The 25008-nt window shown below is 38.9% G+C and carries 23 protein-coding genes; 6 read left to right on the top strand and 17 right to left on the bottom strand.

The features are described from left to right. Positions 1-16: 16 nt before the first annotated feature. From CGC50_RS03075 to CGC50_RS03045, 7 genes are all read right to left on the bottom strand, one after another. Positions 17-2797 (bottom strand): DUF6493 family protein, encoded by a 2781-nt coding sequence (locus tag CGC50_RS03075; RefSeq protein ID WP_095909633.1) that lies wholly within the window; start codon positions 2795-2797, stop codon positions 17-19. Positions 2798-2864: 67 nt separating this feature from the next. Continuing rightward, on the bottom strand, positions 2865-4823 hold the full coding sequence (locus tag CGC50_RS03070; RefSeq protein ID WP_095909632.1) for a M3 family metallopeptidase: 1959 nt from the start codon (positions 4821-4823) through the stop codon (positions 2865-2867). Between the two features lie 110 nt (positions 4824-4933). Beyond that, positions 4934-5737 carry an acyl-ACP--UDP-N-acetylglucosamine O-acyltransferase gene (gene lpxA / locus CGC50_RS03065; RefSeq protein ID WP_095909631.1) on the bottom strand — a complete coding sequence of 268 codons (804 nt, stop codon included), beginning with the start codon at positions 5735-5737 and terminating at the stop codon, positions 4934-4936. Between the two features lies 1 nt (position 5738). Beyond that, entirely contained in the window at positions 5739-7136 is a 1398-nt protein-coding gene (locus CGC50_RS03060; RefSeq protein ID WP_002670755.1) for a bifunctional UDP-3-O-[3-hydroxymyristoyl] N-acetylglucosamine deacetylase/3-hydroxyacyl-ACP dehydratase, read from the bottom strand. 38 nt (positions 7137-7174) lie between these two features. Next, complete coding sequence (locus tag CGC50_RS03055; RefSeq protein WP_002670554.1) at positions 7175-7576, bottom strand: hypothetical protein; 402 nt, start codon at positions 7574-7576, stop codon at positions 7175-7177. Between the two features lie 6 nt (positions 7577-7582). After that, positions 7583-8614, bottom strand: a complete 1032-nt coding sequence (lpxD, locus tag CGC50_RS03050) for a UDP-3-O-(3-hydroxymyristoyl)glucosamine N-acyltransferase (protein WP_002670746.1) — start codon at positions 8612-8614, stop codon at positions 7583-7585. A 184-nt stretch (positions 8615-8798) separates the two neighbouring features. Further along, positions 8799-10016 (bottom strand): exo-beta-N-acetylmuramidase NamZ family protein, encoded by a 1218-nt coding sequence (locus CGC50_RS03045; RefSeq protein WP_095911267.1) that lies wholly within the window; start codon positions 10014-10016, stop codon positions 8799-8801. A 21-nt stretch (positions 10017-10037) separates the two neighbouring features. Here CGC50_RS03045 and CGC50_RS03040 point away from each other — a divergent pair, with 21 nt between their 5' ends. Further along, complete coding sequence (locus CGC50_RS03040) at positions 10038-11288, top strand: ABC transporter permease (RefSeq protein WP_095909630.1); 1251 nt, start codon at positions 10038-10040, stop codon at positions 11286-11288. Positions 11289-11464: 176 nt separating this feature from the next. Here CGC50_RS03040 and CGC50_RS03035 read toward each other — a convergent pair whose 3' ends face one another. The 10 genes from CGC50_RS03035 to fabD form a co-directional block, all read right to left on the bottom strand. Next, entirely contained in the window at positions 11465-12844 is a 1380-nt protein-coding gene (locus CGC50_RS03035; protein WP_157909410.1) for a leucine-rich repeat protein, read from the bottom strand. A gap of 168 nt (positions 12845-13012) precedes the next feature. Further along, positions 13013-14122 (bottom strand): alanine racemase, encoded by a 1110-nt coding sequence (gene alr / locus CGC50_RS03030; protein WP_095909628.1) that lies wholly within the window; start codon positions 14120-14122, stop codon positions 13013-13015. Positions 14123-14126: 4 nt separating this feature from the next. Continuing rightward, complete coding sequence (locus CGC50_RS13855; protein ID WP_002670606.1) at positions 14127-14294, bottom strand: hypothetical protein; 168 nt, start codon at positions 14292-14294, stop codon at positions 14127-14129. Continuing rightward, a complete protein-coding gene (locus tag CGC50_RS03025; RefSeq protein ID WP_095909627.1) occupies positions 14291-15040 on the bottom strand; it encodes an enoyl-CoA hydratase/isomerase family protein in 750 nt (249 codons plus the stop codon). The genes CGC50_RS13855 and CGC50_RS03025 overlap by 4 nt, the downstream gene beginning before the upstream one ends. Positions 15041-15086: 46 nt before the next feature. Next, positions 15087-15899 carry a hypothetical protein gene (locus CGC50_RS03020; protein ID WP_095909626.1) on the bottom strand — a complete coding sequence of 271 codons (813 nt, stop codon included), beginning with the start codon at positions 15897-15899 and terminating at the stop codon, positions 15087-15089. A gap of 82 nt (positions 15900-15981) precedes the next feature. Beyond that, positions 15982-16995 (bottom strand): RHS repeat domain-containing protein, encoded by a 1014-nt coding sequence (locus CGC50_RS03015; protein ID WP_095909625.1) that lies wholly within the window; start codon positions 16993-16995, stop codon positions 15982-15984. A 21-nt stretch (positions 16996-17016) separates the two neighbouring features. Continuing rightward, the gene (locus tag CGC50_RS03010; RefSeq protein ID WP_095909624.1) at positions 17017-17667 is read right to left on the bottom strand and encodes a hypothetical protein; all 651 of its coding nucleotides are present in this window, start codon (positions 17665-17667) and stop codon (positions 17017-17019) included. 34 nt (positions 17668-17701) lie between these two features. Further along, the gene (locus CGC50_RS03005; RefSeq protein ID WP_095909623.1) at positions 17702-18673 is read right to left on the bottom strand and encodes a polyprenyl synthetase family protein; all 972 of its coding nucleotides are present in this window, start codon (positions 18671-18673) and stop codon (positions 17702-17704) included. Positions 18674-18678: 5 nt separating this feature from the next. Then, complete coding sequence (locus CGC50_RS03000; RefSeq protein WP_002670368.1) at positions 18679-19347, bottom strand: epoxyqueuosine reductase QueH; 669 nt, start codon at positions 19345-19347, stop codon at positions 18679-18681. 167 nt (positions 19348-19514) lie between these two features. Then, positions 19515-20393, bottom strand: a complete 879-nt coding sequence (fabD, locus tag CGC50_RS02995) for an ACP S-malonyltransferase (RefSeq protein WP_095909622.1) — start codon at positions 20391-20393, stop codon at positions 19515-19517. A gap of 155 nt (positions 20394-20548) precedes the next feature. Between fabD and CGC50_RS02990 the strand changes: the two genes are divergently transcribed. Genes CGC50_RS02990 through CGC50_RS02970 form a run of 5 tightly spaced genes read left to right on the top strand, consistent with a single transcriptional unit; the run spans position 20549 to position 24989 of the window. After that, entirely contained in the window at positions 20549-21298 is a 750-nt protein-coding gene (locus CGC50_RS02990; protein ID WP_198541631.1) for a glycosyltransferase family 2 protein, read from the top strand. Continuing rightward, entirely contained in the window at positions 21295-22113 is an 819-nt protein-coding gene (locus tag CGC50_RS02985) for a glycosyltransferase family 2 protein (RefSeq protein ID WP_095909620.1), read from the top strand. Before CGC50_RS02990 ends, CGC50_RS02985 begins: the two co-directional genes overlap by 4 nt. Beyond that, entirely contained in the window at positions 22106-23071 is a 966-nt protein-coding gene (locus CGC50_RS02980) for a glycosyltransferase family 2 protein (protein ID WP_095909619.1), read from the top strand. Before CGC50_RS02985 ends, CGC50_RS02980 begins: the two co-directional genes overlap by 8 nt. After that, on the top strand, positions 23068-23937 hold the full coding sequence (locus CGC50_RS02975) for an alpha-1,2-fucosyltransferase (protein WP_095909618.1): 870 nt from the start codon (positions 23068-23070) through the stop codon (positions 23935-23937). Before CGC50_RS02980 ends, CGC50_RS02975 begins: the two co-directional genes overlap by 4 nt. After that, positions 23880-24989 carry a hypothetical protein gene (locus tag CGC50_RS02970; protein ID WP_232781173.1) on the top strand — a complete coding sequence of 370 codons (1110 nt, stop codon included), beginning with the start codon at positions 23880-23882 and terminating at the stop codon, positions 24987-24989. Before CGC50_RS02975 ends, CGC50_RS02970 begins: the two co-directional genes overlap by 58 nt. The last annotated feature ends 19 nt before the right edge of the window (positions 24990-25008 follow it).

The raw sequence follows: 25008 nt of genomic DNA, 5'->3' as shown, positions 1-25008 counted from the left end.
GAAAAATGAATAGTGACTAATCATTAAAAGCTGCTAACTTTTTGTGATTGCGCGGGAGTTTGTCCTGCTTCTTCACTTCTTCTAAATAGAGCTGTACTACTTCTTTGCCAAAGGCTTTTACGGCTGGTGGATTAGGGCGGTCGAGGAATTCTATAAAGCGCGGTATAGGCAGATAATCCCAAGCGAGTACATTGGCAAGGTAAGTTTTCAAGTGAGTTAAGTCTTCACCACGAGCAATTGCCTGACAAATATACTCATACGCCAAATCACGTGAGGGGCGTTTTTCAAAGAGCAAACACGCGCCTATATACAGCCAACCGCTATGGCGTACACGCAGGTCGTAGCGCAAAACAGCTTCCAAAGGTAGGGTCATATCGCGCACTTGGTCTGCCTCATTCATCGTTGCCCAGAGCGCTATGTGAGCACATAATATCGCATCAGGATAGTGAGGGTTGAGACTTAATTTATATTCTGCCTCTTGAGCCGAAGTGCATTTCCCTTCATTGGCATTGTAATAGTTGTAAAGAGTAGGACGGCTTTTCTTATTCTTGTATTTGTAATAATGATTGCAGTGATAGGTGAACTCTTCGCCTACTTCACCATTGGCATAAGTTCTTTTCTCCCAACCATAACGTATATAGAAAGGTTTTACTACGCTAAGGATATTCTTTGCCTGAGTATTTTCAAATACTTTGAACTCCTCATCGGGGTGTTTTAGGCGAGTGATTTGCGTCCATAGCGGTAGAAGTGCTTCGTTTAATTGTATCTTATCAGTAAGACCTAAGTAATACTGAATAGCAGGAGCATAGTCGCCTTTGAGCTGTTGGGCTTTTTCTTTGGCTGCTGCCGAAACCTCCCAAAAGAGCAGGCGGTTGCAGGCGACAATCAGGTCGTCGAGGTCGGGGGCTTTGCCTTGGGCTTCGTATTGCAAGAGCTTATCGACCAATACTTCTGCCTCTATATAGAAAGGTTCGTGTGTAGGGGTAGAAAGGAAAGGCAAGGTGTCTTTCTCTTTGAGCTTTTGGAGTGTGCGTGCTATTTTATTAAACAGATAAGGGAAAGTCTGCTGTGCTTGATTGGCAGCTATGTGCATCACTCTTGGTTTGTCGAGTTTGTCGGCTTGTGTATATTTATCTTCTTTGTATAGTTTTTGGATTTCTTTCCATTCCTTGTCGGTATCATAGACAAGGGGGGTAGGGCTTTGGTTGCTCCAAGAGTCTAAAAATAAGTATAGTAGAGGCATCGTTCCCATAAACCACTCTCGAGCGAGAAGTTGCTTGAGGTAAGGCTTTATCTGCTCAGCATAATCCGCGGGGATTTGGTCTTGCAAGCGTACCAGCGCATCAAAGAAAACATCAATAGTAGCGGCTGATTTCTCGCGGATACAATCACCAAGGAGGAAGAGGAGATTTTCAGGTGTCAGGGGACAGGGAATAGGTGTCAGAGTGCGAGCCGCACAGGCAGAGCGAGCCGCATAGGCAGTTTGGGAGTTCTCGGACGAGGCTGAGCTGTCGGACAAGTCGGACGGGGCGGACGATTCTGAAGGACTTAGGGTTGCAAGGAGGTTTTGGGCTTTGCCTTTTAGGTAATCGCGATAAGGTGCGATGACTTCGGGGAGACCTTCTTGGTTGAAATAGGTGGTGAGTAGTTCAGCTACAGCTTCTTGTAGTTTTACATCGGGCTGAGTGAAGAGGACTGCTAATTGTTCGCGGTAGCTGACATCGGTAGGAGGGTGCTTTTTGAACTCCTTTGCCAAAATTTCTACTCCTTGAAGGAGTGCTTTAGGTTGTTTCTCTACGGTAAAGGCGAGCGGGAATTGTTGCATAAAGCTCTCAAAATCAAACTGTGGCGCATTAGCAATAGACACAATGTATTCCATAACGGTTTTCACTACACTGCCTACCCCAGTGCCTAAAACGGCAAAGAGCGTTTGTTGATGAGCTAAAAGTTCCTCTTGGGTAGGAGCAAGCCATTTGAGCAAACGGCAGTGCCAATCGAGGTGGGGTTTCTTCCATTGGTTGAGCAATGATTCTAAAAGCTGCCCTACAAAACTACGGGGGATTTGGTAACCATAATGCACCAATAATTCAAATACCTCGTCCCAATAGGTAGTTACTTTGGCAACACCAGAGGTACTCATTTTGCTTGAGGGGTTATCGCTTTCCCATTTGGAAAGGTCGAGTACTTTGGTTTCTATACGATAAAGCTGCAAAAGTATTTTTTCAATGGCTTCGGGGTATTGGAATAGGAATTGGGCATCGGCGGTTACTGAGCGGTTACCCATTAGATCCACTTCCAATAAGTTTCTAACAAAACGTTCCTCGTCAAAAGGAATCCAGCCTTTTTTATAGAAATACCATTGGAAACCAAAGGAGAGTCCGTTAATCTCTTTGGTATAGCATTTTTTAAGCACATTTTTGATATAAGCATCAGGCGGAAATTGCTCGTAATAGTCTATGACAGACTGTATATAGCGAGAGCGGAAGAGCCCATAAGGGTTTTCTTGATAAGGTTCGCCTATATAATTCTTTCTGTCCATCATCACTTTAGCAATGTCGCTTTCCTCGCGTACCATAGTAATAAGAGCGTAGTAAAAAGCTTGAGATACCAGATGGTTATGGTGGTAAATGTCTTTTGCTGCAACATTCTTTCTTGGGAAATCTTTTTCCGAATAGGGGTCTAATGCTTTGATAGCAGTGATGGTGCTATAACGCTCACTATCGGTGAGCTGACTTGTAATGTTTAGGATTGCTGAGAAATCGCCTTCAGCAATGGCGGTGATGAGGGATTGATTCATTTTTATTTTTGATTTTGATTTTTATTATCGAACTTATAATGATGATTAGCGAGCAAAGATATGTATTTCAGTTGCGAAAACGTTTATAGAGAATACTTTCCTTTTCACTACTGCCTTTTTCAAGGATTTCTTTGCGGAAACGCGTAGCTACTGCTTTGTTGAAAAAGCCTGCTTCTTTAAATATTTCCAAAGCATCTTCCTCTAAGGCTTCCGACCATTTGTAGCTGTAATAGCCTGCGGCATAACCTCCATTGAAAATATGAGAGAAAGCAGGAGAAATACACATCACATCAATAGGTGGATAGAGTTGTGTTGCTTTGGTAACTATCTGTTCAAAAGTACGAACATTTTCAAGGCGTTCCAAATGAGGATAGGTATGCCACTCCATATCTAAAAATCCAAAATTTAACTGACGTACATTCAAAATGCCTTTCATAAAATCTTCAACAGCTTTTACTTTCTTCACCCATTCTATAGGCAGAGGTTCCCCCGTTTGGTAATGAGTGGCAAAAAGGCGCAAAGTTTCTTCTTCATAACACCAATTTTCCATCAGCTGACTGGGGAGTTCCACAAAGTCGCGGGCTACATTGGTACCACTGAGCGAAGGATAGGTTACCTTGGAAAGCATTCCGTGAAGAGCGTGTCCAAACTCGTGAAAGAGGGTCGTTAGCTCGCTGAAGGTGAGCAAAGAAGGAGCGGTATCTGTTGGGCGGGTGAAGTTGCACACTATAGAGATGTGCGGACGGGAATCGTTCCCCTGTTCATCTTTATACTGCTCCTTGTACGAGGTCATCCACGCCCCATTGCGTTTGCCTGCACGAGGGAAAAAATCGGTGTAGAAAAGGGCGAGATAATTGCCGTTTTCATCGGTTACTTTGTAAGTTTGTACTTCGGGGTGGTATTTTTCTACCTCATCGGTAAGAGTGAAGTGCAAGCCGTAAAGCTTGTGTGCCACCGCAAACATTCCTTCCACTGCCTTCTCTAATGCCAAATAAGGTTTGAGGAGCGAATCGTCTATTTGGTAGCGCTCTTGTTTCAGCTTTTCGGCATAGTAAGCAAAATCCCACTGCTGAAAATCGGTGAGACCAGAAAAAGTTTTGAGCTCTTCTAATTCCTTAATAGCTTGAGGTTTATCTTTTGCTAACTGTTCGTTGAGGAAAGCTATCACCTTTTCGGGAGTTTCCGCCATACGCTCTTCCAAAGCAAAGGTAGCATAATTAGGGTAGCCTAACAAAGAGGCGCGTGCTTGTCGCAATTGGGTAATATGCAACACATTGGTTTCGTTGTTGTAGGCACTCTCTCCTGCACAACGACTGTGATAATCGGTAAAGAGTTTCTGACGCAAGTCGCGGTTATCAGCATATTTCATTACCACAGTATATACAGGTAAATCGAGGGTAATGACCCAGCCTTGTACCTTGCGTTTTTTAGCTTCTTGGGCGAGCATTTCAAGGACAAAATCAGGTAGCCCACTGAGGGTATTTTTATCGGTAATCACCCATTGGTAATGTTGGGTTTCGGCGAGTACATTCTCAGAGAATTTTAGTTTGAGTGTGGCTAACTCTTTGTCTATTTTCCTCAAACGCTCTTTGTCATCAAGTGACAAATTAGCCCCATTGCGGGTAAAACTTTTGTAAGTTTTTTCAAGGAGTGTCTGTTGTTCTGCAGTGAGTGATAGGTTTTCGTGCTGGTCATACACTGTTTTTACTCGCTTGAAGAGGGCTTCATTCAGGCGGATATCATTGCCGTAGTCAGTAAGCAGAGGCGAGATGCGCTGGGCTTCGGCTTGCAGGGTGTCGTTGGTCTCGGCACTGTTGAGGTTGAAGAACATAGCTGTAAGTCGGTCGAGCGCCAAGCCTGTGTAAGCTAAGGCTTCTAATGTATTTTTAAAAGTAGCAGGTTCAGGATTTTGGGTAATACTATCGATTTGAGCAAGGCTTTCGCCGATAGCTTTCTCTATAGCTGGCAGATAGTCGGTAGCAGTAAAGCGCGAAAAGGGCGCCGCGTTATAAGGAGTTTGAAACATATTATACGTATTTTAATGATGAAAGGGCAAAGATACAACTATTATAGAAAAATAAAAAGAGATACAATGATTTGCATCTCTTTTTTATAAGCTAAGAAGAAAATAGCACTTTATATATTTCCTTCATCTGGAAGGATACCTGCATATCCTTTCATAATACCGTGTTGGGAGCGACGAACGAATTGTAGGATCTCGTCTCTCTCTACAGTAGCCTCCATTTCAGCCTCTATATATTCTAAGGCGTGGGAAGTACTGAGTTTCTTTTGGAAAAGGATACGATAGATATTTTGTATTTCACGAATTTTCTCGGTAGAGAATCCTCTACGATGTAGGCCAATAGAGTTCACCCCTACATAGGAGAGAGGATTACGAGCGGCCTTGACATAAGGAGGCACATCTTTTCCTACTAAGGAACCCCCTGTAACAAAAGCATAGCTCCCAATAGAGCAGAACTGATAGACAGCTGTCATTCCAGCCATTACAGCACAATCCCCCACAGTTACATGTCCGGCTAAGGTGGTGCCATTGGAGAAAATACAATTGTCCCCCACGATACAATCGTGAGCGATATGGGAGTAAGCCATAATCAGGCAGTTATTTCCCACCACAGTACGCATGCGATCCACCGTTCCTTTGTTGATAGTAACGCATTCACGGATGGTAGTGTTGTCCCCTATATGGGTAGTAGTTTCTTCTCCTTTGTACTTAAGATCTTGGGGAATGGCTGAGATAACTGCTCCTGGGAATATTTTACAATTTTTCCCGATACGAGCCCCTTCCATAATGGTTACATTAGGACCTATCCAAGTGCCTTCTCCAATCTCTACATTTCTGCAAATAGTAGAGAAAGGTTCTACTACCACATTCTGAGCGATTTTAGCTTCAGGGTGTATATTGACTAAGGGATACATCATATTACTCTTGATTATCGTCTCTTTTTACTATTTTAGCCATAAGTTCTCCCTCGGTTACGAGTTTACCATTGGCGTAGGCATACCCCTGCATATGGCAGATACCTCGACGGATAGGAGTGAGTAACTCTAACTTGAAGATAAGGGTATCTCCGGGGAGTACTGGGTTTTTGAATTTGACATTGTCAATCTTCATAAAATAAGTTAGGTAGTTCTCTGGATCGGGAACTGTACTAAGGATCAGTACCCCTCCAGCCTGAGCCATAGCTTCTATCTGTAGGACTCCAGGCATAACGGGTGCTCCAGGGAAATGTCCCACAAAGAAAGGTTCATTCATGGTAACACTCTTGGTGGCAATGACATGCTTATCAGAAAGTTCGAATACCTTATCTACCAAGAGCATAGGCGGACGATGGGGAAGAAGTTTCATAATTCCCACAGTATCAATTAGTGGTGCTTGGTTGATATCTACTTTAGGTATATCGTTTTTACGCTCATTGGCTATAATTTTGGAGAGTTTTTTAGCAAACTGAGTATTGGTAAAGTGTCCAGGTTTGTTAGTGATTACTTTTCCACGAATACGCACTCCTACGAGAGCTAAATCACCTACTACATCCAAGAGCTTGTGTCGAGCTGCTTCATTAGAATAATGGAGGTCTATATTGTCCAATACACCATTAGGCTTTACTGTAACATTGTCACGATTGAATACTTTTTTAAGCTTCTCCATAGTCTCCTTGGAAGGTTCTTTATCTACATAGATAATAGCATTGTTCAGATCACCTCCTTTGATAAGTCCCTTGTCCAAAAGTACTTCAAGTTCGTGTAAAAAGCTGAAAGTGCGAGCATTGGCTATATCATCCTTGAACTCAGAAAGCGAGTGCATATAGGCATTTTGGGTACCGAGTATTTTAGTGCCAAAGTCCACCATGGTGGTTACTTGGTACTCATCGGCAGGGATAAGGGTGATCTCAGAACCTGTCTCCTCATTCTTATAAGAAATTACCTCGTGTACAATATACTCATGGCGCTCAGCTTCTTGGGCTACAATCCCTACTTTTTCAATGGCTTCTACGAAATATTTAGCAGAACCATCCATGATAGGAGGCTCAGGTGCGTCCAATTCCATGATGACATTGTCCAAGTTCATACCTACCAATGCAGCAAGAATATGCTCACAGGTCTGTATTTTAACTCCTTTTTTCTCCAAGACAGTACCTCTTTCGGTACTGGTCACATAGGAAGCTTCTGCTTCTATGACTGGGTTGCCCTCCAAGTCTACTCGTACAAATACAAACCCTGTATTTTCATTGGCAGGTTTTAGGGTGAGGGTTACATTCTTTCCTGTATGGAGCCCTTTTCCTTGTAAGGTAACTGGGGCAGCTAATGTATATTGTTTCACAAGATATATTTTTTAATTACGTAATTTTCTAATATCTATTAAAGTATTGTTTCTAAAATGGGTTTTTCAATAACTCTAAATATTTCCTGATTTATATTGGCTACTTTACAAATTTTCTTCTTTATACTATGGGGAAAACTTCCTGTTCTAAATAAGCAAATAATGTTTTCTATATAGATACGTTCAAAAAATAAGGAAAGCAGGCTTTTATCATCACTTTTTAGTCTAATATATTCATCAACCTCTTTACTTGTAAGAGTAGGATATTCTTTTAGTTTGCCTTTTATATAAGCGGAGCCTCTTTCTTGAGCAATCTGCTCTATATCCTTCAGGCAACGTTTGTAAATACTTAGATACTCTGCTCCTGAATTGATATAATATATATGTTCTGGAAAATCATTGAGTAGGTTCAAAGATTCCTTCAATAGCTCAATATTCATAATAGGTTAAGAATCAATCTTTTTTTCTAATTCACCGATTTTCTTGAACAATTCAGGAAGTTTTCTGAATACTACATAGGATTTGTTGTAATCCATATAAGTAAAGGCAGGTGAACCCTGAATTACTTCATTGTCCTTAACATCTCTACCAATTCCTGATTGGGCTTGTATTTTTACATTATTACCTATAGTGAAGTGCCCTGCAATGCCGACCTGTCCACCTATGCTACAATGTGCGCCAATCTTACTAGAACCTGCTACCCCTGCTTGAGAGGCAATAACCGTATGAGCTCCTATTTCCACATTGTGAGCTATTTGCACTAAGTTGTCTATTTTTACCCCTTTTCGGATAATGGTAGAGCCCATAGTGGCACGGTCTATAGTGGTATTGGCTCCAATCTCTACCTCATCCTCAATCACTACATTGCCTATCTGAGGGATTTTCTTGTAGGAACCATCTTCTTGAGGGGCAAAGCCAAAGCCATCCGCTCCAATGACTACCCCTGAGTGGAGAATACAATTGGCACCTATTACAGAGTCCGCACAGAGGGTTACTGCACTGAAGATAATAGTGTTGTCTCCTATTGTGACATTGTCTCCTATGTTGGTGTTGGAATATATCTTTACATTGTTGCCTATCTTACAATGTGCCCCAATAGAAGTAAAAGCACCTATATACACATTCTCTCCTAAAGTAGAAGAAGAATTGATAAACACGGGTTCTTCTATGCCTACTTTGGTAGCTATACGCATTTGATTATAGTACTCTAATAGTTGTGTAAATGCCAAATAAGGATCAGCTACCCTAATCAATGTAGATTTGATAGGTTGTTCTGGATGGAAGTCATCCTTTACAATCACCACAGAAGCCTCTGTCGTATAGATAAAGTGCTTGTACTTAGGATTGGATAAAAAGGTAATAGTCCCAGGACACCCTTCTTCAATCTTGGAGAGTTTGTAAACCTCTACTTCAGGGTCTCCAGTGACAGTTCCATTGAGGACTTGTGCAATCTGACTTGCGGTAACTTTATGTAACATAGAAACTTAAGTTCTTGTAAGATAGGTATTTACTCTATTGATAGGTGTTTTTTGAGTAAATATACCCTCTTTTCATGGCACAAAAATAAAAAATATAATTTACATAGCGCATATTTTTTGTATAATTTTCTCCACAATTTTTATTTTTAACCCTCTTAAAAATAAAGGAAAAACTCTTTATAGTTTAAAAATCAGAGGGATACAAAAGATATTTTTTTCGTGTCTTTTTGAATTTTTCTAAAGCATCTTGCCAGCTTGCTTTGATCTCTTTTTCACTCTTGTGCTGGAGGAGCTGCTCTTTGAGGGTTTTGTTACCTGCCAGCTTATCAAAGGAAGACGAAAAAAAGTTAACCTTCACAGCAGAAGTCTGTTCGTAGGCCTTTATTAGCCAAGAAAGGTTCAGTGTGGATAGTGTAGGAGTATGGCTTAGATCTTCTCCATAGCATACTTTTCCATTGTATTTAGGATTCTTATCCCCAGCATTGGGCTTAGGGGTGAAGGTAAAGGCTGTTTTTTCCAAATAGGGAGAGCCATATATTTGGAATTGCCATTGGGTACCACGCCCCATACTGATGTTAGTCCCCTCGAAGAAACATAGGCTTGGGTATAGGTTTACCGCAGTCATATTGGGGAGATTAGGAGAGGGAGCTACAGGTAGGGGATAGATAGCCTTGCGGTCATAGCTCTTAAGGGGCACTATCTTCAGGGTACACTGGATACCGTTCTTAAGCCATTTCTCTCCGTTGATCATCTGGGCGTATTCGGCAATGGTCATTCCATAGACCACAGGGACGGGGTGCATACCTATAAAGCTTTTATAAGAAGATTCCAGTACAGGCCCATCTATATAGTGACCGTTAGGATTCGGACGGTCAAGGATTACCAAGGGAATATAGTTCTCAGCACAGGCTTCCATCACATAGTGTAGGGTCGAGATATACGTGTAGAAGCGCACCCCTACATCCTGTAGGTCAAAGAGCATGACCTCTATTCCTTTAAGCTGTTCTGCTGTAGGTTTCTTATTCTTCCCATATAGGGAGATAATGGGTAGTTTAGTCTTGGGATCTACTCCATCCTTGATTACTTCTCCAGCATCAGCTGTACCCCGAAAACCATGCTCAGGAGCAAAAACCTTGGAGATGTTTATCTTCTTGGCAAGAAGAAAATCCACCAAATGTTCGTTCTGTACTGTGATGGTGCTGTCCTTTTCATGGACAATTTTTTGAATAATCCCTGTATGATTGGTAACTACTCCTATACGCTTGCCTGCAAGCATAGGAAGGTACTGATAGGATTGGTTGGCACCAGTTCCTACATACTCATATTTCTTAATAGAAATATTTTGTGCAGAAAGTTGTCCAAAAACACCTATAAGTAATAAAAAAAGTGTAATTTTGCTCATTCTAAAATTGCATTTTTTATTTTGAATATTGAATTTTTTATAGCCCGTCGTTTGGTTCATAATTCAGGGGGCAAAAGTAGTATTTCTTCTCCAATTATCAAAATCGCCATCAGTGCTATTGCACTTGGGGTGGTAATGATTCTTATTGCTATTGCAACAGGGAGGGGCTTACAGGAACGTATCCGACAGAAAATAGCCTCTCTCAATGGGCATATCCAGATATTCAATTACGATACCAATCGCTCAGAAGTCTCTATTGTGCCTATTTCGAATCAGGAGGATTTCTATACAGACCCTCAGTTCTTCAACCGAGAAGGGAAAAAGGTACTACATCTACAAGGGGTTATCACCAAGGGGGGGATTATCCGTACTGAAAAAACTTTTGAGGGGATTATTGCTAAGGGAGTAGGGAAGGACTTTGATGCTCAGTATATGAAGGCTTACCTCAAAGCAGGAAAATTCCCTGATTTCAGTTCTGATACTCTTAGCAATGAGGTACTTATATCGCAATATTTGGCCAACCGATTAGAACTCTCCGTAGGGGACACTTGTAATACTCTCTTCCTTAGGGAAGAGAGTGAAGGGATACCGAACCAACGCAATTTTACTATAGCAGGAATATATGCTTCTGGTTTTCAGCAATTTGATGCTACTTATATTCTTGTGGATATTCGCCAACTACAAAAAATAAATAAGTGGACACCCCAACAAGTAGGGCTTTTTGAGGTTTTTATCAAGGACTTTGATCAGATGGATTCTGTAGGGGAATATGTCTATAATCATATTCCTACTACCTATGATTCACAGACAATTGCTCAGAAGTATCCAACTATTTTTGAGTGGTTTCATACCTTTGACCTCAATATCTTCATCATCATTGCTATAATGGTGATTGTAGGCGGGGTGAATATGATTACTGCCATCCTAGTGCTGATCTTAGAGCGAACACCTATGATAGGTACGCTGAAAGCATTGGGAGCGACCAACTGGAATATTCGTAAGATATTTCTCTACAATGCAGCTTACCTGATAGGCTTAGGGCTTTTCTGGGGAAACCTTATAGGGCTTAGTTTGCTCTGTATACAGTATTATTTTGCTCCTCTGAAACTGGATCCTACTGTGTACTATGTAACCGAAGTTCCTATCTACTTACATATGGGCTATATCATAGCACTTAATGTAGGAATTCTTATCACTTGCCTACTCATGTTACTGGTTCCCTCTTATATAGTAAGCAGAATATCTCCCATTAAGGCTATAAAGTTTGAGTAATATAGAAAGACACCAATCAGGTGATTCTCTTTTGATTAATCGCATGGCAGAGATGCAATTTATTGCATCTGTATCTTATATTCATATAGTGATACAATTCTTGTGCCTCTATGCTGGTGCAAGTTTGTAGCTTGTGCCACTCATATCGAGAAATTGTATAAATGAATATACCCCTATTAGTCTTTAGGTTTTTCAGAAATAGGTTTTATATATCTCTCATATTTACTCCATTGAGAATCATTTATATAGGTATCTACACTATTGTCAGGAACATAGATAATTATTTTTGTTATAGAAATATTTTTGAATGAATCTTTATCTAAAGAAGGTGGATTTTGTGACTTCATGATAATAATTTTTAGATTCTGACAATTATCAAAAATATTATGAGCAATTTTTTTGACATTTTTAGGGATTGTGATACTGGTAATACCTGTACTTGCAAAGGCATATCCATTGATTTTCTCTAACTGATTATTTAAGGTGATTTTGCTTAAATTATCGAGTCCAGAGAAGGCTGCATATCCAATAATTCTTACATTTTCCCCTATTATAATAGATTCCAAGTTTTTGCATTCCTTGAAGACCTCTATTCTAATACCTTTTACATTTCTCAACTCCTCTACACTATTCATATCTAATTTCCTGATAGTTTTTAAGAACCATTTTGTTAGGGACTGCTCTCCTGTTTCTTCATCATTTCCAATTTCATAATCGGAGCTGCGTATCTCAGGAGGGATTAAACTGATAAAGTTATCTCCCCAGTTTCCTCCTTCTTTGGGTCCATAAAGTCTTTTATGGAGTATATCAATATAAAAATCTCCATCTTGGCCTATTTCTTTTTTTGGGGCTCCTGTTCCCGAGAATAGACGACCTACACCTTTATCAGGGACTCCTGCTTGTCCATCTTTTCCATTAGAACCAGGTTTTCCGTCTTCACCCTTAGGTCCTTGTTTTCCGTCTTCACCCTTAGGTCCTTGCTTCCCGTCTTCACCCTTAGGTCCTTGCTTCCCGTCTTCACCCTTAGGTCCTTGCTTTCCGTCTTCACCCTTAGGTCCTTGTTTTCCATCTTCACCCTTGGGTCCTTGCTTTCCATCTTCACCCTTGGGTCCTTGCTTTCCATCTTCACCCTTAGGTCCTTGCTCTCCCTTGAATCCTTGTTTGCCTCGTTCACCTTTGAGTCCTCTGTCTCCCTTTTCCCCTTTATCCCCTTTGACTCCTTGCTCGCCTCGTTCACCTTGGTCTCCTTTGTTGCCTTGGTCTCCTTTATTTCCTTTATCTCCCTTGTCCCCTTTCTCCCCCTTCTCTCCTTGTAATCCTCTTAGGGAAATAGGGTTTCCCCAGCCTTGTGCTGTCTTTGCTCCATAGAGGTTGGAGGTAGAAAGGTCTAAATAGTAATCTCCAATACTACCTAAGGAGGCATCGGGAGCTCCAGTTCCTGAGTGGATAAGGTTGCCTTTTTGTACTTCGGTACGTTCCACTACAGTTTCTTTCTGACAGTTGGTAATAGTAAAACTGCTTATCAATAAGATAGTTAAAATGATGTATCTTTTCATAGCATTAGTTTTTAGCTGAAATGATTCCATTGTTTGTAAGATCACCACAAAGTTAAGAATAAAGGAGGAATTAACCTAATTTTTTATGTAAAAAAAACAAGAAAAAAAGAAAACTTTCTTAAAGAGTATTTTAAGAAAGTTTCCTTAGAAATTTTTAAGATAAATAGATTAATCTTCTATGAATACTCTTTTTATCCTTCGCGAAAGGGAGGTAATTAGTTCATAGGAGATAGTTTTTGCGCTTTCAGCTAAGGTCTCTGAGGTGTGTCGCTCATCAAAAATGATAACTTCTTCTCCTTCCTCACAGCCCAATCCTGTAATATCCACCATGATCATGTCCATACATACATTTCCTACGATAGGACATTTTTTGTCTTTGATAAAAACAAATCCTACCTCCTTACCATAGATACGGTTAAGCCCATCGGCATGTCCTACTGAAATGGTGGCTATTTCCATAGGTTTCTGTGCTTGAAATCCAAAATTGTATCCTACATAATCTCCCTTCTGGATAGTATGTATCTGGGAGATGATGCTCTTGAGAGTTGTTATGGGTTTGAAATCCTTCTGTAGGCGAGGGTCATTGGCAAATCCATACATTCCTATCCCGCTGCGTACCATATCGAAATGTGCTTCAGGGTAGTTGAGTATACCAGAGGTATTACAGTTGTGATAGATGATCTTGTGTGAGAAGTGGTTCTCCAATTTCTTCTGGAAAGCCTTAAAGAGAGCTATCTGTTTTTCCATAAAAGGGCGTGCCTGAAGGTCTTCGGATGCTAATAAGTGAGAAAAGGCAGTTCTTACTTTGAGTTCCTCATGTCCCTTGAGTAGCTCACAAGCCTCATCAATTTCTTCTACTGAAAAACCCAAACGATTCATTCCTGAATTACACTTAAGGTGGAAGGGATACTGGTGTAGCTGTTTTTCCTTGGCAAAGTCTATAAAATGGGTGATGAGCCTTTTGGAATAGAGGGTAGGTTCCAAGTTATAACGAACGATGTCTTCAAAATCCACCAATTGAGGGTGGAAAATAAGAATAGGACGAGTAACTCCAGCCTTGCGAAGTTCTATTCCTTCACTGGTGAAGGCCACGGCAAATTCATCCGCTAAGTCCTTTTTCTCCAAATACTGTGCTACCGCAACGGAGCTATTTCCGTAAGAGTTGGCTTTGACTACGGCTAAAAAGCGAGTGCCTTCCTTGAGATGTTTTTTGAGTTGACGTACATTGTGCTGGAGATTGTCCAAGTGAATCTCCAAAGTAGTTTCTTGCACTGACATTTTTCTATGACTGTTTTTTATTTTTATAATAGGAATATAAGAGATACCCTAAAATAACTAATACCACAAAGGGTAAGAGACTCCCTATGAGTACCCCTATGGCATAGCTGTTGTCGGGGGCATTGGCTATTTTTTCTTGTATCTCGGCGATGTTCTGTTGTAGTGAGATCATTTGTTCTTAGGTTTCAATTTTTCTTTAGTATAAGGGGATAAGGCTAATCTCCCTGTAATTTCTGCATTTTCAAAGAGAAGAGGCTCCCAAGAGGGGGTATCCTTCCATAGAATTTGCTTGATTGCTACTAAGGATTCCGTAGGATAAGAAGCAAGTCTTTGGGAAAAATAACCAATTTCCTTGTCCATGTCTGCTATATTTTCGAAAACACAGGCATAGAGCCCCTTACGCTCTGCCCAATATGCATTTTTCCACAGGTCAGGGGCCAAGGAGAGTTCTGCAAGGGCACCTACCCCCATTTTTCGTTCAATAGCAGGAGCGATGACAAAGGGGCCTATTCCGATACTCAGTTCAGGTAAGCGAATAGAAGCTGCTTCTGTGGCAAATACATAATCGCAGGCAGCCAATATGCCTACCCCTCCACCAACAGCCTTGCCATGAGCCCTGCCTATGACAGGTTTTTGACAACGGCGAATTGCACAGAGTACATGGGCAAATCCACTGAAGAAACGTTGCCCACTTTCTAAGGAATCTACCTGCACAAGTTCGTCAAAAAAAGCACCTGCACAGAAGGCTTTTTCGCCCTTACTGCGGAGGATAACTACTTTTATTTCCTTGTCAGCAGAGAGGGTGTCCAGCTCCTTGGTCAAGTGCTGCAGTAATTCCATAGAGAGTGCATTGGCCTGTTCGGAGGCAAATTCTACAGTAGCGATACTGTCAGTTGTGGTTGTATATACGTAATCCATAGTTGTTTGTTGTTAGGTTTTGTCGTTAGTAACTGAAGGTTAATCCTTAATAATACTCTATCTGTCGTTCTTCTTTCAGATATACACTCTCAAAATTTCCTTTTTTAACTTTTGTATTAGAGTCTTCTTTCATAATATAGTTCTGGTGAGAATCATATTTGTATCGGTAATTGTACTCTAAAGAGCGCTTGCTCTCGAGAATAATCTTATCCTTGATCACATTATTATATGCATCATATTCCATTTCTCGAGAAGTAGTTTTGTCTCCCTTAGCATTGTAAGTGTCACTTTTGGAAAGATTTCCCAAGGAATCATAGTAGTTTTTAAGGGTGCTTTGTAATTCATTTTTATTATTAAAATTACTTACCTCTACCAATTGGTCTATGTCATTGTAAACAAATTCTGTATGAGAAAGTTCTTTTTCCTCTCTATAAATTGTGGAAAGAATGATATGATGCTTGTTGTCATATTTATTTTGTGTATATTGTATGAGTTTATCATTTTCGTAATACTCTTCTTGAATGGCATCTCCTTTTCTATTATAGGAAAAAACAATCTTTCCTTCTTTGGCATAGTCTCCATAGAAATTCATTTCATAGAAAGAAAACCTTCCTTGATCATCATAATGATAGATGAACTCACTGTTTAACTGGCCTTTCTGATAATTATTATTTCTCTCAATGTTTCCTTGACGGTTAAAGAAATATTCCTTTACAAAATCCAATTCCTTATCGTTGTATTCATACACTTTTAGGTATTTTACCTCGCCATTAAGTTTCATTTCTTGCAAATGGGTTTTTCTTTGTCCCCAGCAAAATAATGAGTAAAGTGATACTAATAGAAGTAGGTATTTTCTCATCAAATATTGGTTTTAGTTGCAAATACTAGTTATTCTTTTTCTTTAAAGAGAATAGTTGTTAAGGACAATTTCTATTCCTTGTTCACTTCCTCCTACCCTTCGAAAATCTTACTACCTCCGAAGAGGGACTGTTTCCTGGTTCTTTGTATTTGATAATTCTTTCAGTAACAAGGAATACCTCATCATCGGCGGTCGATATTCTTTGAGTCCAGTTGCCAAAGGTGTCATAGGTATAGGTATAGTGATAAGAATTATTACATTTTACTTTGGGAGTTTCTAAAACATCCCCTTCTTTTTTCTGTTCTATAGCGAGATCCCCCTTCTCGTTGTACTCATACGAATACTTTATAAAAGAAGTATTGTCCCACCAATGTTCTTTTTTACTTATCTTTCCCTGAGTATCATAGACAAAAACATCATGGTATTGCACATCGCCTGAAGGAATTGCTGCCCACTTGAGGGAAGTAACTTTCCCTTCTTTGTCATAAGTAAAAGTAAGATGTGTTGTAGAAGCATATATTTTCCCTTGATTTTGTTGTATAGAGGAAATCTTCTCTTCTGTCAGTTGTCCTAAAGAATCATAGGTATAAGTACGATATTCCTTAAGCAGATTCCCTTGATAGGTTAGCGCAGAGGTTTTTCTTGCCTTTGGGTCATTGTCCATTGGATCATACTGATATATGACAGACCAACAATGATCTCGTTCTTTTTCAGAAAGTTCCCCTGTGTCATAGATTTTAGTATAGCTTGATAGGCGATATAGCTTATCATATAGGAAAGTGGTCTTCACTATACAATGAGTAGGCGTATCATATTCCTCATAGGTTTGTTTTTTTCCTTTTTCATCAAAAGTAATACGGCGCTTTACTATCTCTAGGGTTTTGTACGCTGTTTCATATGTACGATTGCGGTAATGCTCCAAAGAAGTATAGTAATTCTCTTCCACTGAGAGAACTTTTCCTTTGAGGGATTCAAACTCTTCATAGGAATCTACCTCTTGGGCTCTTACACAGAAACCGAAAAGGAAAAAGAGGTAAATAATTCCCCTAACCCCTGAAGGGATAATCAATAACCTATGATAAGTAACCCATTTCATAAAGTATCTAAAATAGTAAAATTAAAAAGTCACTATTTTCCCTCTCCAGAACTTCATAGCCGTTTCGGCAAACTCTCTCACATAGTCGTCTTCATCGTCAAGGAAAGGTTTTATATGAGTCTCTACCTCCGAAGCAATAGAAAGGACTATGATAGAGTAGATACGAGAAGAGCGGTTTTGATCATAACTCTCATCTTCTGTGTCAAGGTTGTCAATCTCTTGGTAGAGCTGCTCTATAATCTGCTTTCTTCCCTGAAAGTCTTCTAAGGTTTTGGAAGGAAAGTCAAATACATTTTCAGGAAGTTCTCTTAGTTCATCGAAGTCATAAGCCTCCTCATGCTGCTCAATAACCTCAAGCAAACGACTGATGCTCTTAAAGCGAGGTTGTTGTTGGTCTTGGAACTCGTGATCAAGATGACAAACCATTCCCTTGCGTGCCCCTCCTACAAATACACACCAATAATTGGAATTTTCATCGGTAAGAATCACTTTCAGATCATTAAAGAGTGTATAATCATTGAAAAAATCCTGCATTCCTTCAAAATCCTCATCTTCAACAGCTATAAAACCATCTCTTCCACGGATAAAACGCTCTTCTCCATAGAATTTTTCTAATTGTTCTATGTCATGGCTATCAATCCCAGCTTTTCTAAGTTCTTCAAATACTTTCATATATTTTTACCCATTAACAATTGATAATTACCCATTAAATTGTTCTATTCATAAGGCTACTACCAAATTCTTTTAGAATATTCTTTTTCTCTTCAGGGACATCAAGAGTATCTAAGATAGCAAATGCCTTTAGCGTGTAAGCCTCTACTTGTGCTCTAAGGAAGGTATGACTTTCAGTAGCTATAAAAAGCTCAGTTACACGAGCGATTTTCTCCTCTTCACTCTTAGGTTCAGTGGAATAGAGTGTTAGCAATTCTTGTTTTTGTTCAGGAGTACCTTTCTCTAAAGCCTTGAGATAGAGGAGCGTTTTTTTGTTTTGGAGGATATCTCCTCCTATTTTCTTACCAAAGGAAGCATCGCCAAAGGTATCCAAATAATCGTCTTGTAATTGGTAAGCAATGCCCAAGGCAAGCCCAAAATCATATATTTTTTGCTTATTTTCTTCTGTGGTCTGAGCAATGATTGCTCCCATCTGGAGTGCAGCCCCCACAAGGACAGCTGTTTTGTAAGCAATCATTTTGAGATATTGGTCAGTGGAGACCTGTGCTTGTTGCTCGAAATCTACATCATACTGTTGTCCTTCGCATACTTCAATAGCAGTTTTGCTGAAGATTTTGGCTAATTCTTGAAAAATATTTGGCTCATACTGCTCAAAATACTGATAGGCAAGAATAAGCATAGTATCACCAGAGAGGATTCCTGTATTGAGGTTCCACTTAGTATGTACTGTAGGATGCCCACGCCTAAGAGGTGCTGCATCCATAATATCGTCATGCACCAAGGAGAAGTTGTGAAAAATCTCCACCGCAAGGGCAGCATAGAGTGCTTTGTGGTAATCTGTTCCAAAAATATCTGCACTGAGCATCGTAAGGGTCGGGCGTAGGCGCTTCCCTCCTACATTGAGGATATAATGGATAGGATCATACAAATTTTTTGGTTCTCGCTCCTTTAAGTGCTCTTGCATAAAGGCAACAAACTCATTTTGATAATCAGTAATTAGTTGCATAACTCTTATTGTTTATCATTATCATTATCGTCTACTCCATAGAATTTTACTCCTATTTGGATACGTTCTCTCCCATTGGCTAAGCGCCATTGGTTAGTATCGCGGAGAGAATAGGCACAACCACAGTATTCCTGCATATAGAAGTGCTCACGTTTGCTTATCTCCAACATACGAGCAGACCCTCCTTTTTTTCTCCAATTGTGTGTCCAGTAGGTTAGCCCTTCGTACGGGGCAACGGCACGTAAGCCACTATCATTGATTTGGTCAAAATTTTTCCAGCGAGAAATGCCCAAGGAACTGGTAATAGTGTCAAAACCATGTTCGTATGCATAGAGAGCGGTGCGCTCAAAACGCATATCAAAGCACATAGTACAACGCTTGCCACGCTCAGGCTCGTATTCCATCCCTTTAGCTCTCTCATACCAATTGTCCACATCATAATCTGCATCTACAATTGGGATACCGAGTTTTTCAGCAAAGCGGATATTCTCATTCTTGCGGATTTCGTATTCTTTTTTAGGGTGGATGTTGGGATTATAGAAGAAAATGGTGTACTCAATACCTGAGGCACTGATAGCTTCCATTACTTCCCCTGAACAGGGAGCGCAGCAAGAGTGCAAGAGAAGCTTCTTGCCTCCATTGGGTAAAACTAATTTTTCACGGATCAATTCCATAGGAAATTTCTATATGATAAGGGTTTTTAATCTAAAAAAGACTTTCATGCAGGATGAAAGCCTTTTCTAATCTTCATATTATGAGCAACTATTCTAAATGCTTTACCTAAAGCGAGGCAAAGTTACGATTATTTTCGAGAACGACAATAGCTTTCTTACATTTTCTTTTAAGCTGAGATAGCCTCTACTTCTTTGTTGATTTTCTTAACTAACCCTTGAAGTACTTTTCCAGGAGCAAGTTCAACGAAAGTAGTAGCACCGTCCTGAATCATCTGTTGTACACTTTGTGTCCATTTGACAGGAGCAGTTAGCTGAGCGATAAGATTTTTCTTGATAGTCTCAGGATCGGTCATGGCAGTGGTAGTCACATTCTGATAGATAGGACAAAGCGGTTTTTGAAAAGTGATTTCTCCGATAGCCTTGGCCAATTCCTCTTCGGCAGGTTTCATCAGAGAAGAGTGGAAAGCGCCTCCTACCGCAAGAATCTGAGCACGCTTGGCACCTGCCGCCTTGAGTGTTTCACAGGCTTGCTCTACCGCCTCATAGGCTCCAGAGATAACCAACTGTCCAGGACAGTTATAGTTGGCTGGAGTTACCACGCCCTCGATATCTTTGCAGGCTTGTTCAACTACAGCGTTGTCCAGCCCTAAGATAGCAGCCATAGTGCCACGCTGAAGTTCGCAAGCCTTTTGCATAGCCTCAGCACGCTTGGCTACCAAGCGCAGACCCTGTTCGAAGGTTAGTACTCCACTGGCTACTAAGGCAGAGAATTCCCCCAAGGAGTGTCCTGCAACCATATCAGGGGTGAAGGCTTCACCCAAGACTTGTCGCTGGATCACAGAGTGGAGGAAGATAGCTGGCTGGGTAACACGCGTTTGCTTAAGTGCCTCTTCATCACCAGCAAACATGATGTCAGTGATAGCAAAACCTAAGATATGGTTAGCTTCATCAAAGAGTGATTTGGCAAGGGGACTGCTCTCATATAAGTCCTTTCCCATTCCCACAAACTGGGAACCTTGTCCAGGGAAGATATAAGCTTTTTTCATGTTGTATCTTGAGTTTGTGTATCTCGGGGCAAAGATAAGTTTTTTTCATGAGATGGACAAGCGACAGCCGGTGTAAAATTTCATAAAAATAAATTTGTTCGTTTAATAAAAAGTAGTAAATTTGCACTTTAGAAATCATGCAAGGGCTCTTTTCTATGAAAATATCTGTTATTATCAATACCTACAATGCAGAAAAACATTTGGCTACTGTTTTAGAAACAGCGAAGGATTTTGATGAAGTTGTTATTTGTGATATGCACAGCAGTGATCGAACCATTGCTATAGCAGAACAATATGGGTGCAAAATTGTCTATTGTGAGCGTTATCCCTATGTAGAGCCTGCAAGGAATTTTGCTATTGCTCAGGCACAATATCCATGGGTATTGGTAATAGATGCTGATGAGACCATTCCTACCAAGCTCCGAGAATACCTTTACCAAATTACAGAAAATCCTACCATAGGAGGGGTGTATATTCCTTTTAAAAATTATTTTATAGATCAGTATATGCGTTCGGCTTATCCTGATTTCAAGTTGCGTTTTTTTAAGAAAGAAGGAGCCGATTGGCCTAAAGAAATTCACTCAACAGTAAAGGTACAAGGGGAGGTTATCAAGATACCACGCCATAGAACAGACTTAGCTTCAGAGCACTTGGCTAATGATTCTGTAACAACCATTCTCAGTAAGAATAATAATTATAGTACTCAAGAGGTGGAACGCCGCAAAGGCAAGCGTATAGGTTGGGGCAAACTGCTCTTTTCTCCTTTCTTCTGGTTTATAAAGTACTATTTTATCAAGAAGGGTTGCTTAGATGGCAAGAGAGGATTTATCTTTGCTGTACTCAAAGCTCAATACAAATTCTCTTGTTTGGCAAAAATATATGAATATCAGCAATTACACCGATGAAAACAACTTTACTCATTACTACCTACAACCGACCAGATGCTTTAGAATTATGTCTGATGAGCGTACTGAGACAGACACATTTACCTGATGAAGTCTTGATTGCTGATGATGGATCAACTGCCAATACAAAAGAACTGATAGATACTTATCGAACAAAATTTCCTATTCCTGTGATACATATTTGGCATGAAGATAAGGGATTTCGTAGAACAGTGATTCTCAATCGAGCTTTTTTGGTGGCTAAAGGAGATTATATTATTCAAGTAGATGGAGATTTAATACTGGGTAGACATTTCATAGCAGATCATATTAATTTTGCTAAGGAAAAGTGTATAGCTAAAGGACGTCGAGTATGTCTTAGCCAGAAGGAAACAGATAGATTGCTTAAGGAAAAGAGTCTCAAGGTTTCTATTTTTCTTCAGGGGACAACCATGCGAGAACACGGTATTAGAATACCTTTCTATAATCAGTTGTTTTCTCCTAAAGAAAAAGCAACAGGAGATGGAGTAGGAGGTGGAAATATGGCTTATTGGAAAGCAGATGCTCTTGCCATCAATGGTTATAATATGGATATTCAAGGTTGGGGGCCTGAAGATTGGGAGTTTGCTCAACGATTGGTTCATTTTGGTTGCAAACAAAGAAAATTAAAGTTCGGTGCTATACAATTCCATTTGGAGCATAATACCTATCCCAAGCAGCCTACAGAGGCTCACTTGCGGATGGTAGAAGAGCTGAAGAAAAATAAAAATATCCGTTGTACAAATGGAGTGGAACAGATAAATAATTTAATTGAGCAAGTAAAAATCTATGAATAATCCACTTATATCTATTATTGTTCCTGTGTATAATGGAGAGACTTATTTGGCACGTTGTCTAGATTCTTTATTGGATCAAACCTATGCTCCCATAGAGATATTAGTGGTTAATGATGGGAGTCAAGACAGAACAGCAGAGATTCTTTCTCAGTATGAGCAATATCCACAAATAAAGGTTTTTTATCAAGAAAATAAAGGACTTTCAGGAGCTAGGAATTTAGGTCTGAAACATTTTGAAGGGGATTTTGTATGTTTTGTAGATAGTGATGATTATGTAACCACAACCTATTGTGAGGAACTTTATAAAGCACTAATAGATAACAGTGCTGATATAAGTGTCTGTCAGTATACACTTATAGATACTAGAGGAAAAGAAATTCCACAAGTGAATGATAAGAAAGTACAACTATTCTCTCATATAGAGGCTTTAGCTTTACTATTGGAAGATGGACAACTAAAAAGTTATGCTTGGGGGAAACTATTCAAAAAGGAATTATTAGAGAATTTTTCTTTTCCATTGGGAAGAATATTTGAAGACTATGCATCTATGTTTTTTCTTTTTGATAAAGCAACAAAAATGGTGACTATTAATAACTGTTTATACAATTATATTCAGTACTCTAATAGTCTTTCTAATAAAAAAGGCGGAGAGAAATTTTTTCATTTCTTTTTGGGAGTGATGGAAATGTATGATTTTGCTTGCCAATACAAAGAAAAACTTCCTAATTGGAATAGAATTGTTGAAAAGACAGCCAAGCAAAGTCTTTTCGCTATTAAACGTTTTTATCTTTTCTCTAAAGAGGTAGAAAAATCTATAGAACAAGTGATGAAAGAAAGACTAACTTCTTTTTATTCAAATGAATACAAAAAAATCCCTTTCAAATACAGATGGAAGATTTTCTCTTTTATAAAACTTCCTTTTTTATATAATACTTATATACAATTTAAAAAGAAATGAAACAAAAACATTATATATACCAGCAAGGGGGACTGGGGAATCAACTTTACATATTGGCTTATGCTTTTTATTTAAAAGAAAAAGGAGTAGGGCCTTTATGTATGTATAGTGCAGATCGTCAGAAAAAGGATACAAAGGACAAGAAAAAGCGCAATGTTTATTCTCAAATTACTGAAAAATTAGGTTTTCCTATCAGTAGGTTAAGCTATTTCTTTTTTTCAATGGCTAAAAAGATGGCTAAAAAATCTTTTTTTAAAAATTATATAGCATTACAAGTAGAAAAAGAAGGACAATTTGCTGTTTTCCAAGAGCCAGCGACTCAATATGAATCTAAGATATATCTTCATATGGGGTGGTATCAGTCTTATCTTTATCAAACCCCCGAATTTATAGAGAGACTTTACAAAATTATAGAAGAATTAGCAGGAAATACAAGACAATTTTCCATCACTGAAAATGATGTAGTACTCCATATTCGCAGAGGAGATTTTCTAAAGGAAAAAAACAGGGCTCTATTTCATATTATTGAAACACCTCATTATTTGGAGGGATTGGCTAAGCTCTCTCAAGGAATTAATCTGGAAAAGGTGTATATTCTTTCTGATGATTTTGAAGGAATAGAAGATATTATTACAACTCTGTCCAAACAATATGAAGTAGTTTTAGTTAAAGGAAATACAGTACTCCAAGATTTATACTTACTTACCCAATTTAAGAACTATGTGATTGGAAATAGTACCTTCTCTTGGTGGGGAGCTTATCTTTCCAAATATAAAGAGCGAGCAAATATTATCGTTCCCAAGGAACCTTGGAAAATACCGATGCCAGAGAAATCACCATATCCTCCTTACTGGGTACAAATATAACTTTAGCAAAGTATATGGACAACACAAATAAATATAAAGACATTTCCAAACTAAAAGGGAAAACTATCCTTCTGTGTATGCCAAATTATTTTAATATATATGAGCTGTTCGCAGCAGATATTAAGGCATTGGGGATGGAGCTAATCCTAATAGTTCCTCCTGTATTCTACTATAAAAGATGGAAGGATAGAGTAATTAATTTCTTTAGAAAACTATTTTTAGGAGACAGACAATATAAGAATAAACTGATAAAACAATTTAATATTGAATATTTTCTTGATAAGACAACTAATATTGAATCTAAAAGTATTGACTATATGCTTTTTGTGCAACCAGATCTTGTCACAGATAATCAGATAGGGGAACTTTTGCGTATAGGAAAGAAAAATATTGCTTATCATTGGAATGGATTAGAACAATATCCTGATAGAGAGGTTTTTGATAATATTGGTCAGTTTGATACATTTTATGTTTTTGATCCTAAAGACTACCAGAAATATAAAGAAATATACCCAAATATAAAATTAAGTCATAATTTCTTTTTTGAAAATATAGAGAATACAACCACAGTAGACAACATAGAGAAAAAGGCTCTTTATGTAGGAAGTTATTTTGAAGATAGAATAAAAAATGTTATATTTGTAGAAAAATTATTAGATAAATATAATATTCCTACAGATATTGAATTAGTTTATAAGGATAAGAGACCTTTTTTATCGAATAAAAATATAAAAATTACTTCTGAGAAAATAAATTTTATAGATTACTTAAAGAAAGTACAAAGGTCTAAAATTCTTTTGGATTTCAAGTTGGGACACAATGGCCTTTCTTTCCGCTTCTTTGAGGCTCTAAAGTATGAGAAAAAGATTATTACAGACAATTTTTCAGTAAAGGAATATGATTTTTACAACCCTAATAATATTTTTATTCTACATAAAGATAATTTAGAGAACTTAGAGACCTTTTTGCATTCAGATTATCAAAAATTACCTCCTGAATTGGTAGAAAAGTATTCTTTCAGTTCTTGGATATATGATTGCTTGTGTGGATAGCATTAAAAAGATAGCGCTA

Origin of the sequence: Capnocytophaga gingivalis (assembly GCF_002302415.1) — a bacterium.
In the GTDB taxonomy this organism is placed as follows: Bacteria; Bacteroidota; Bacteroidia; order Flavobacteriales; family Flavobacteriaceae; genus Capnocytophaga; species Capnocytophaga gingivalis.
The sequence above is the reverse complement of the archived record's forward strand: the minus strand, read 5'-3'. Positions and strand labels throughout refer to the sequence as shown.

What these genes read in the sequence shown, in the direction of transcription:
- CGC50_RS03075 (WP_095909633.1), bottom strand. Translation starts at nt 2,797, where the DNA reads ATGAATCAATCCCTCATCACCGCCATTGCTGAAGGCGATTTCTCAGCA.
- CGC50_RS03070 (WP_095909632.1), bottom strand. Translation starts at nt 4,823, where the DNA reads ATGTTTCAAACTCCTTATAACGCGGCGCCCTTTTCGCGCTTTACTGCT.
- lpxA (WP_095909631.1), bottom strand. Translation starts at nt 5,737, where the DNA reads ATGATGTATCCCTTAGTCAATATACACCCTGAAGCTAAAATCGCTCAG.
- CGC50_RS03055 (WP_002670554.1), bottom strand. Translation starts at nt 7,576, where the DNA reads ATGAATATTGAGCTATTGAAGGAATCTTTGAACCTACTCAATGATTTT.
- lpxD (WP_002670746.1), bottom strand. Translation starts at nt 8,614, where the DNA reads ATGTTACATAAAGTTACCGCAAGTCAGATTGCACAAGTCCTCAATGGA.
- CGC50_RS03045 (WP_095911267.1), bottom strand. Translation starts at nt 10,016, where the DNA reads ATGAGCAAAATTACACTTTTTTTATTACTTATAGGTGTTTTTGGACAA.
- CGC50_RS03035 (WP_157909410.1), bottom strand. Translation starts at nt 12,844, where the DNA reads ATGAAAAGATACATCATTTTAACTATCTTATTGATAAGCAGTTTTACT.
- alr (WP_095909628.1), bottom strand. Translation starts at nt 14,122, where the DNA reads ATGTCAGTGCAAGAAACTACTTTGGAGATTCACTTGGACAATCTCCAG.
- CGC50_RS13855 (WP_002670606.1), bottom strand. Translation starts at nt 14,294, where the DNA reads ATGATCTCACTACAACAGAACATCGCCGAGATACAAGAAAAAATAGCC.
- CGC50_RS03025 (WP_095909627.1), bottom strand. Translation starts at nt 15,040, where the DNA reads ATGGATTACGTATATACAACCACAACTGACAGTATCGCTACTGTAGAA.
- CGC50_RS03020 (WP_095909626.1), bottom strand. Translation starts at nt 15,899, where the DNA reads ATGAGAAAATACCTACTTCTATTAGTATCACTTTACTCATTATTTTGC.
- CGC50_RS03015 (WP_095909625.1), bottom strand. Translation starts at nt 16,995, where the DNA reads ATGAAATGGGTTACTTATCATAGGTTATTGATTATCCCTTCAGGGGTT.
- CGC50_RS03010 (WP_095909624.1), bottom strand. Translation starts at nt 17,667, where the DNA reads ATGAAAGTATTTGAAGAACTTAGAAAAGCTGGGATTGATAGCCATGAC.
- CGC50_RS03005 (WP_095909623.1), bottom strand. Translation starts at nt 18,673, where the DNA reads ATGCAACTAATTACTGATTATCAAAATGAGTTTGTTGCCTTTATGCAA.
- CGC50_RS03000 (WP_002670368.1), bottom strand. Translation starts at nt 19,347, where the DNA reads ATGGAATTGATCCGTGAAAAATTAGTTTTACCCAATGGAGGCAAGAAG.
- fabD (WP_095909622.1), bottom strand. Translation starts at nt 20,393, where the DNA reads ATGAAAAAAGCTTATATCTTCCCTGGACAAGGTTCCCAGTTTGTGGGA.
- CGC50_RS02990 (WP_198541631.1), top strand. Translation starts at nt 20,549, where the DNA reads ATGAAAATATCTGTTATTATCAATACCTACAATGCAGAAAAACATTTG.
- CGC50_RS02985 (WP_095909620.1), top strand. Translation starts at nt 21,295, where the DNA reads ATGAAAACAACTTTACTCATTACTACCTACAACCGACCAGATGCTTTA.
- CGC50_RS02980 (WP_095909619.1), top strand. Translation starts at nt 22,106, where the DNA reads ATGAATAATCCACTTATATCTATTATTGTTCCTGTGTATAATGGAGAG.
- CGC50_RS02975 (WP_095909618.1), top strand. Translation starts at nt 23,068, where the DNA reads ATGAAACAAAAACATTATATATACCAGCAAGGGGGACTGGGGAATCAA.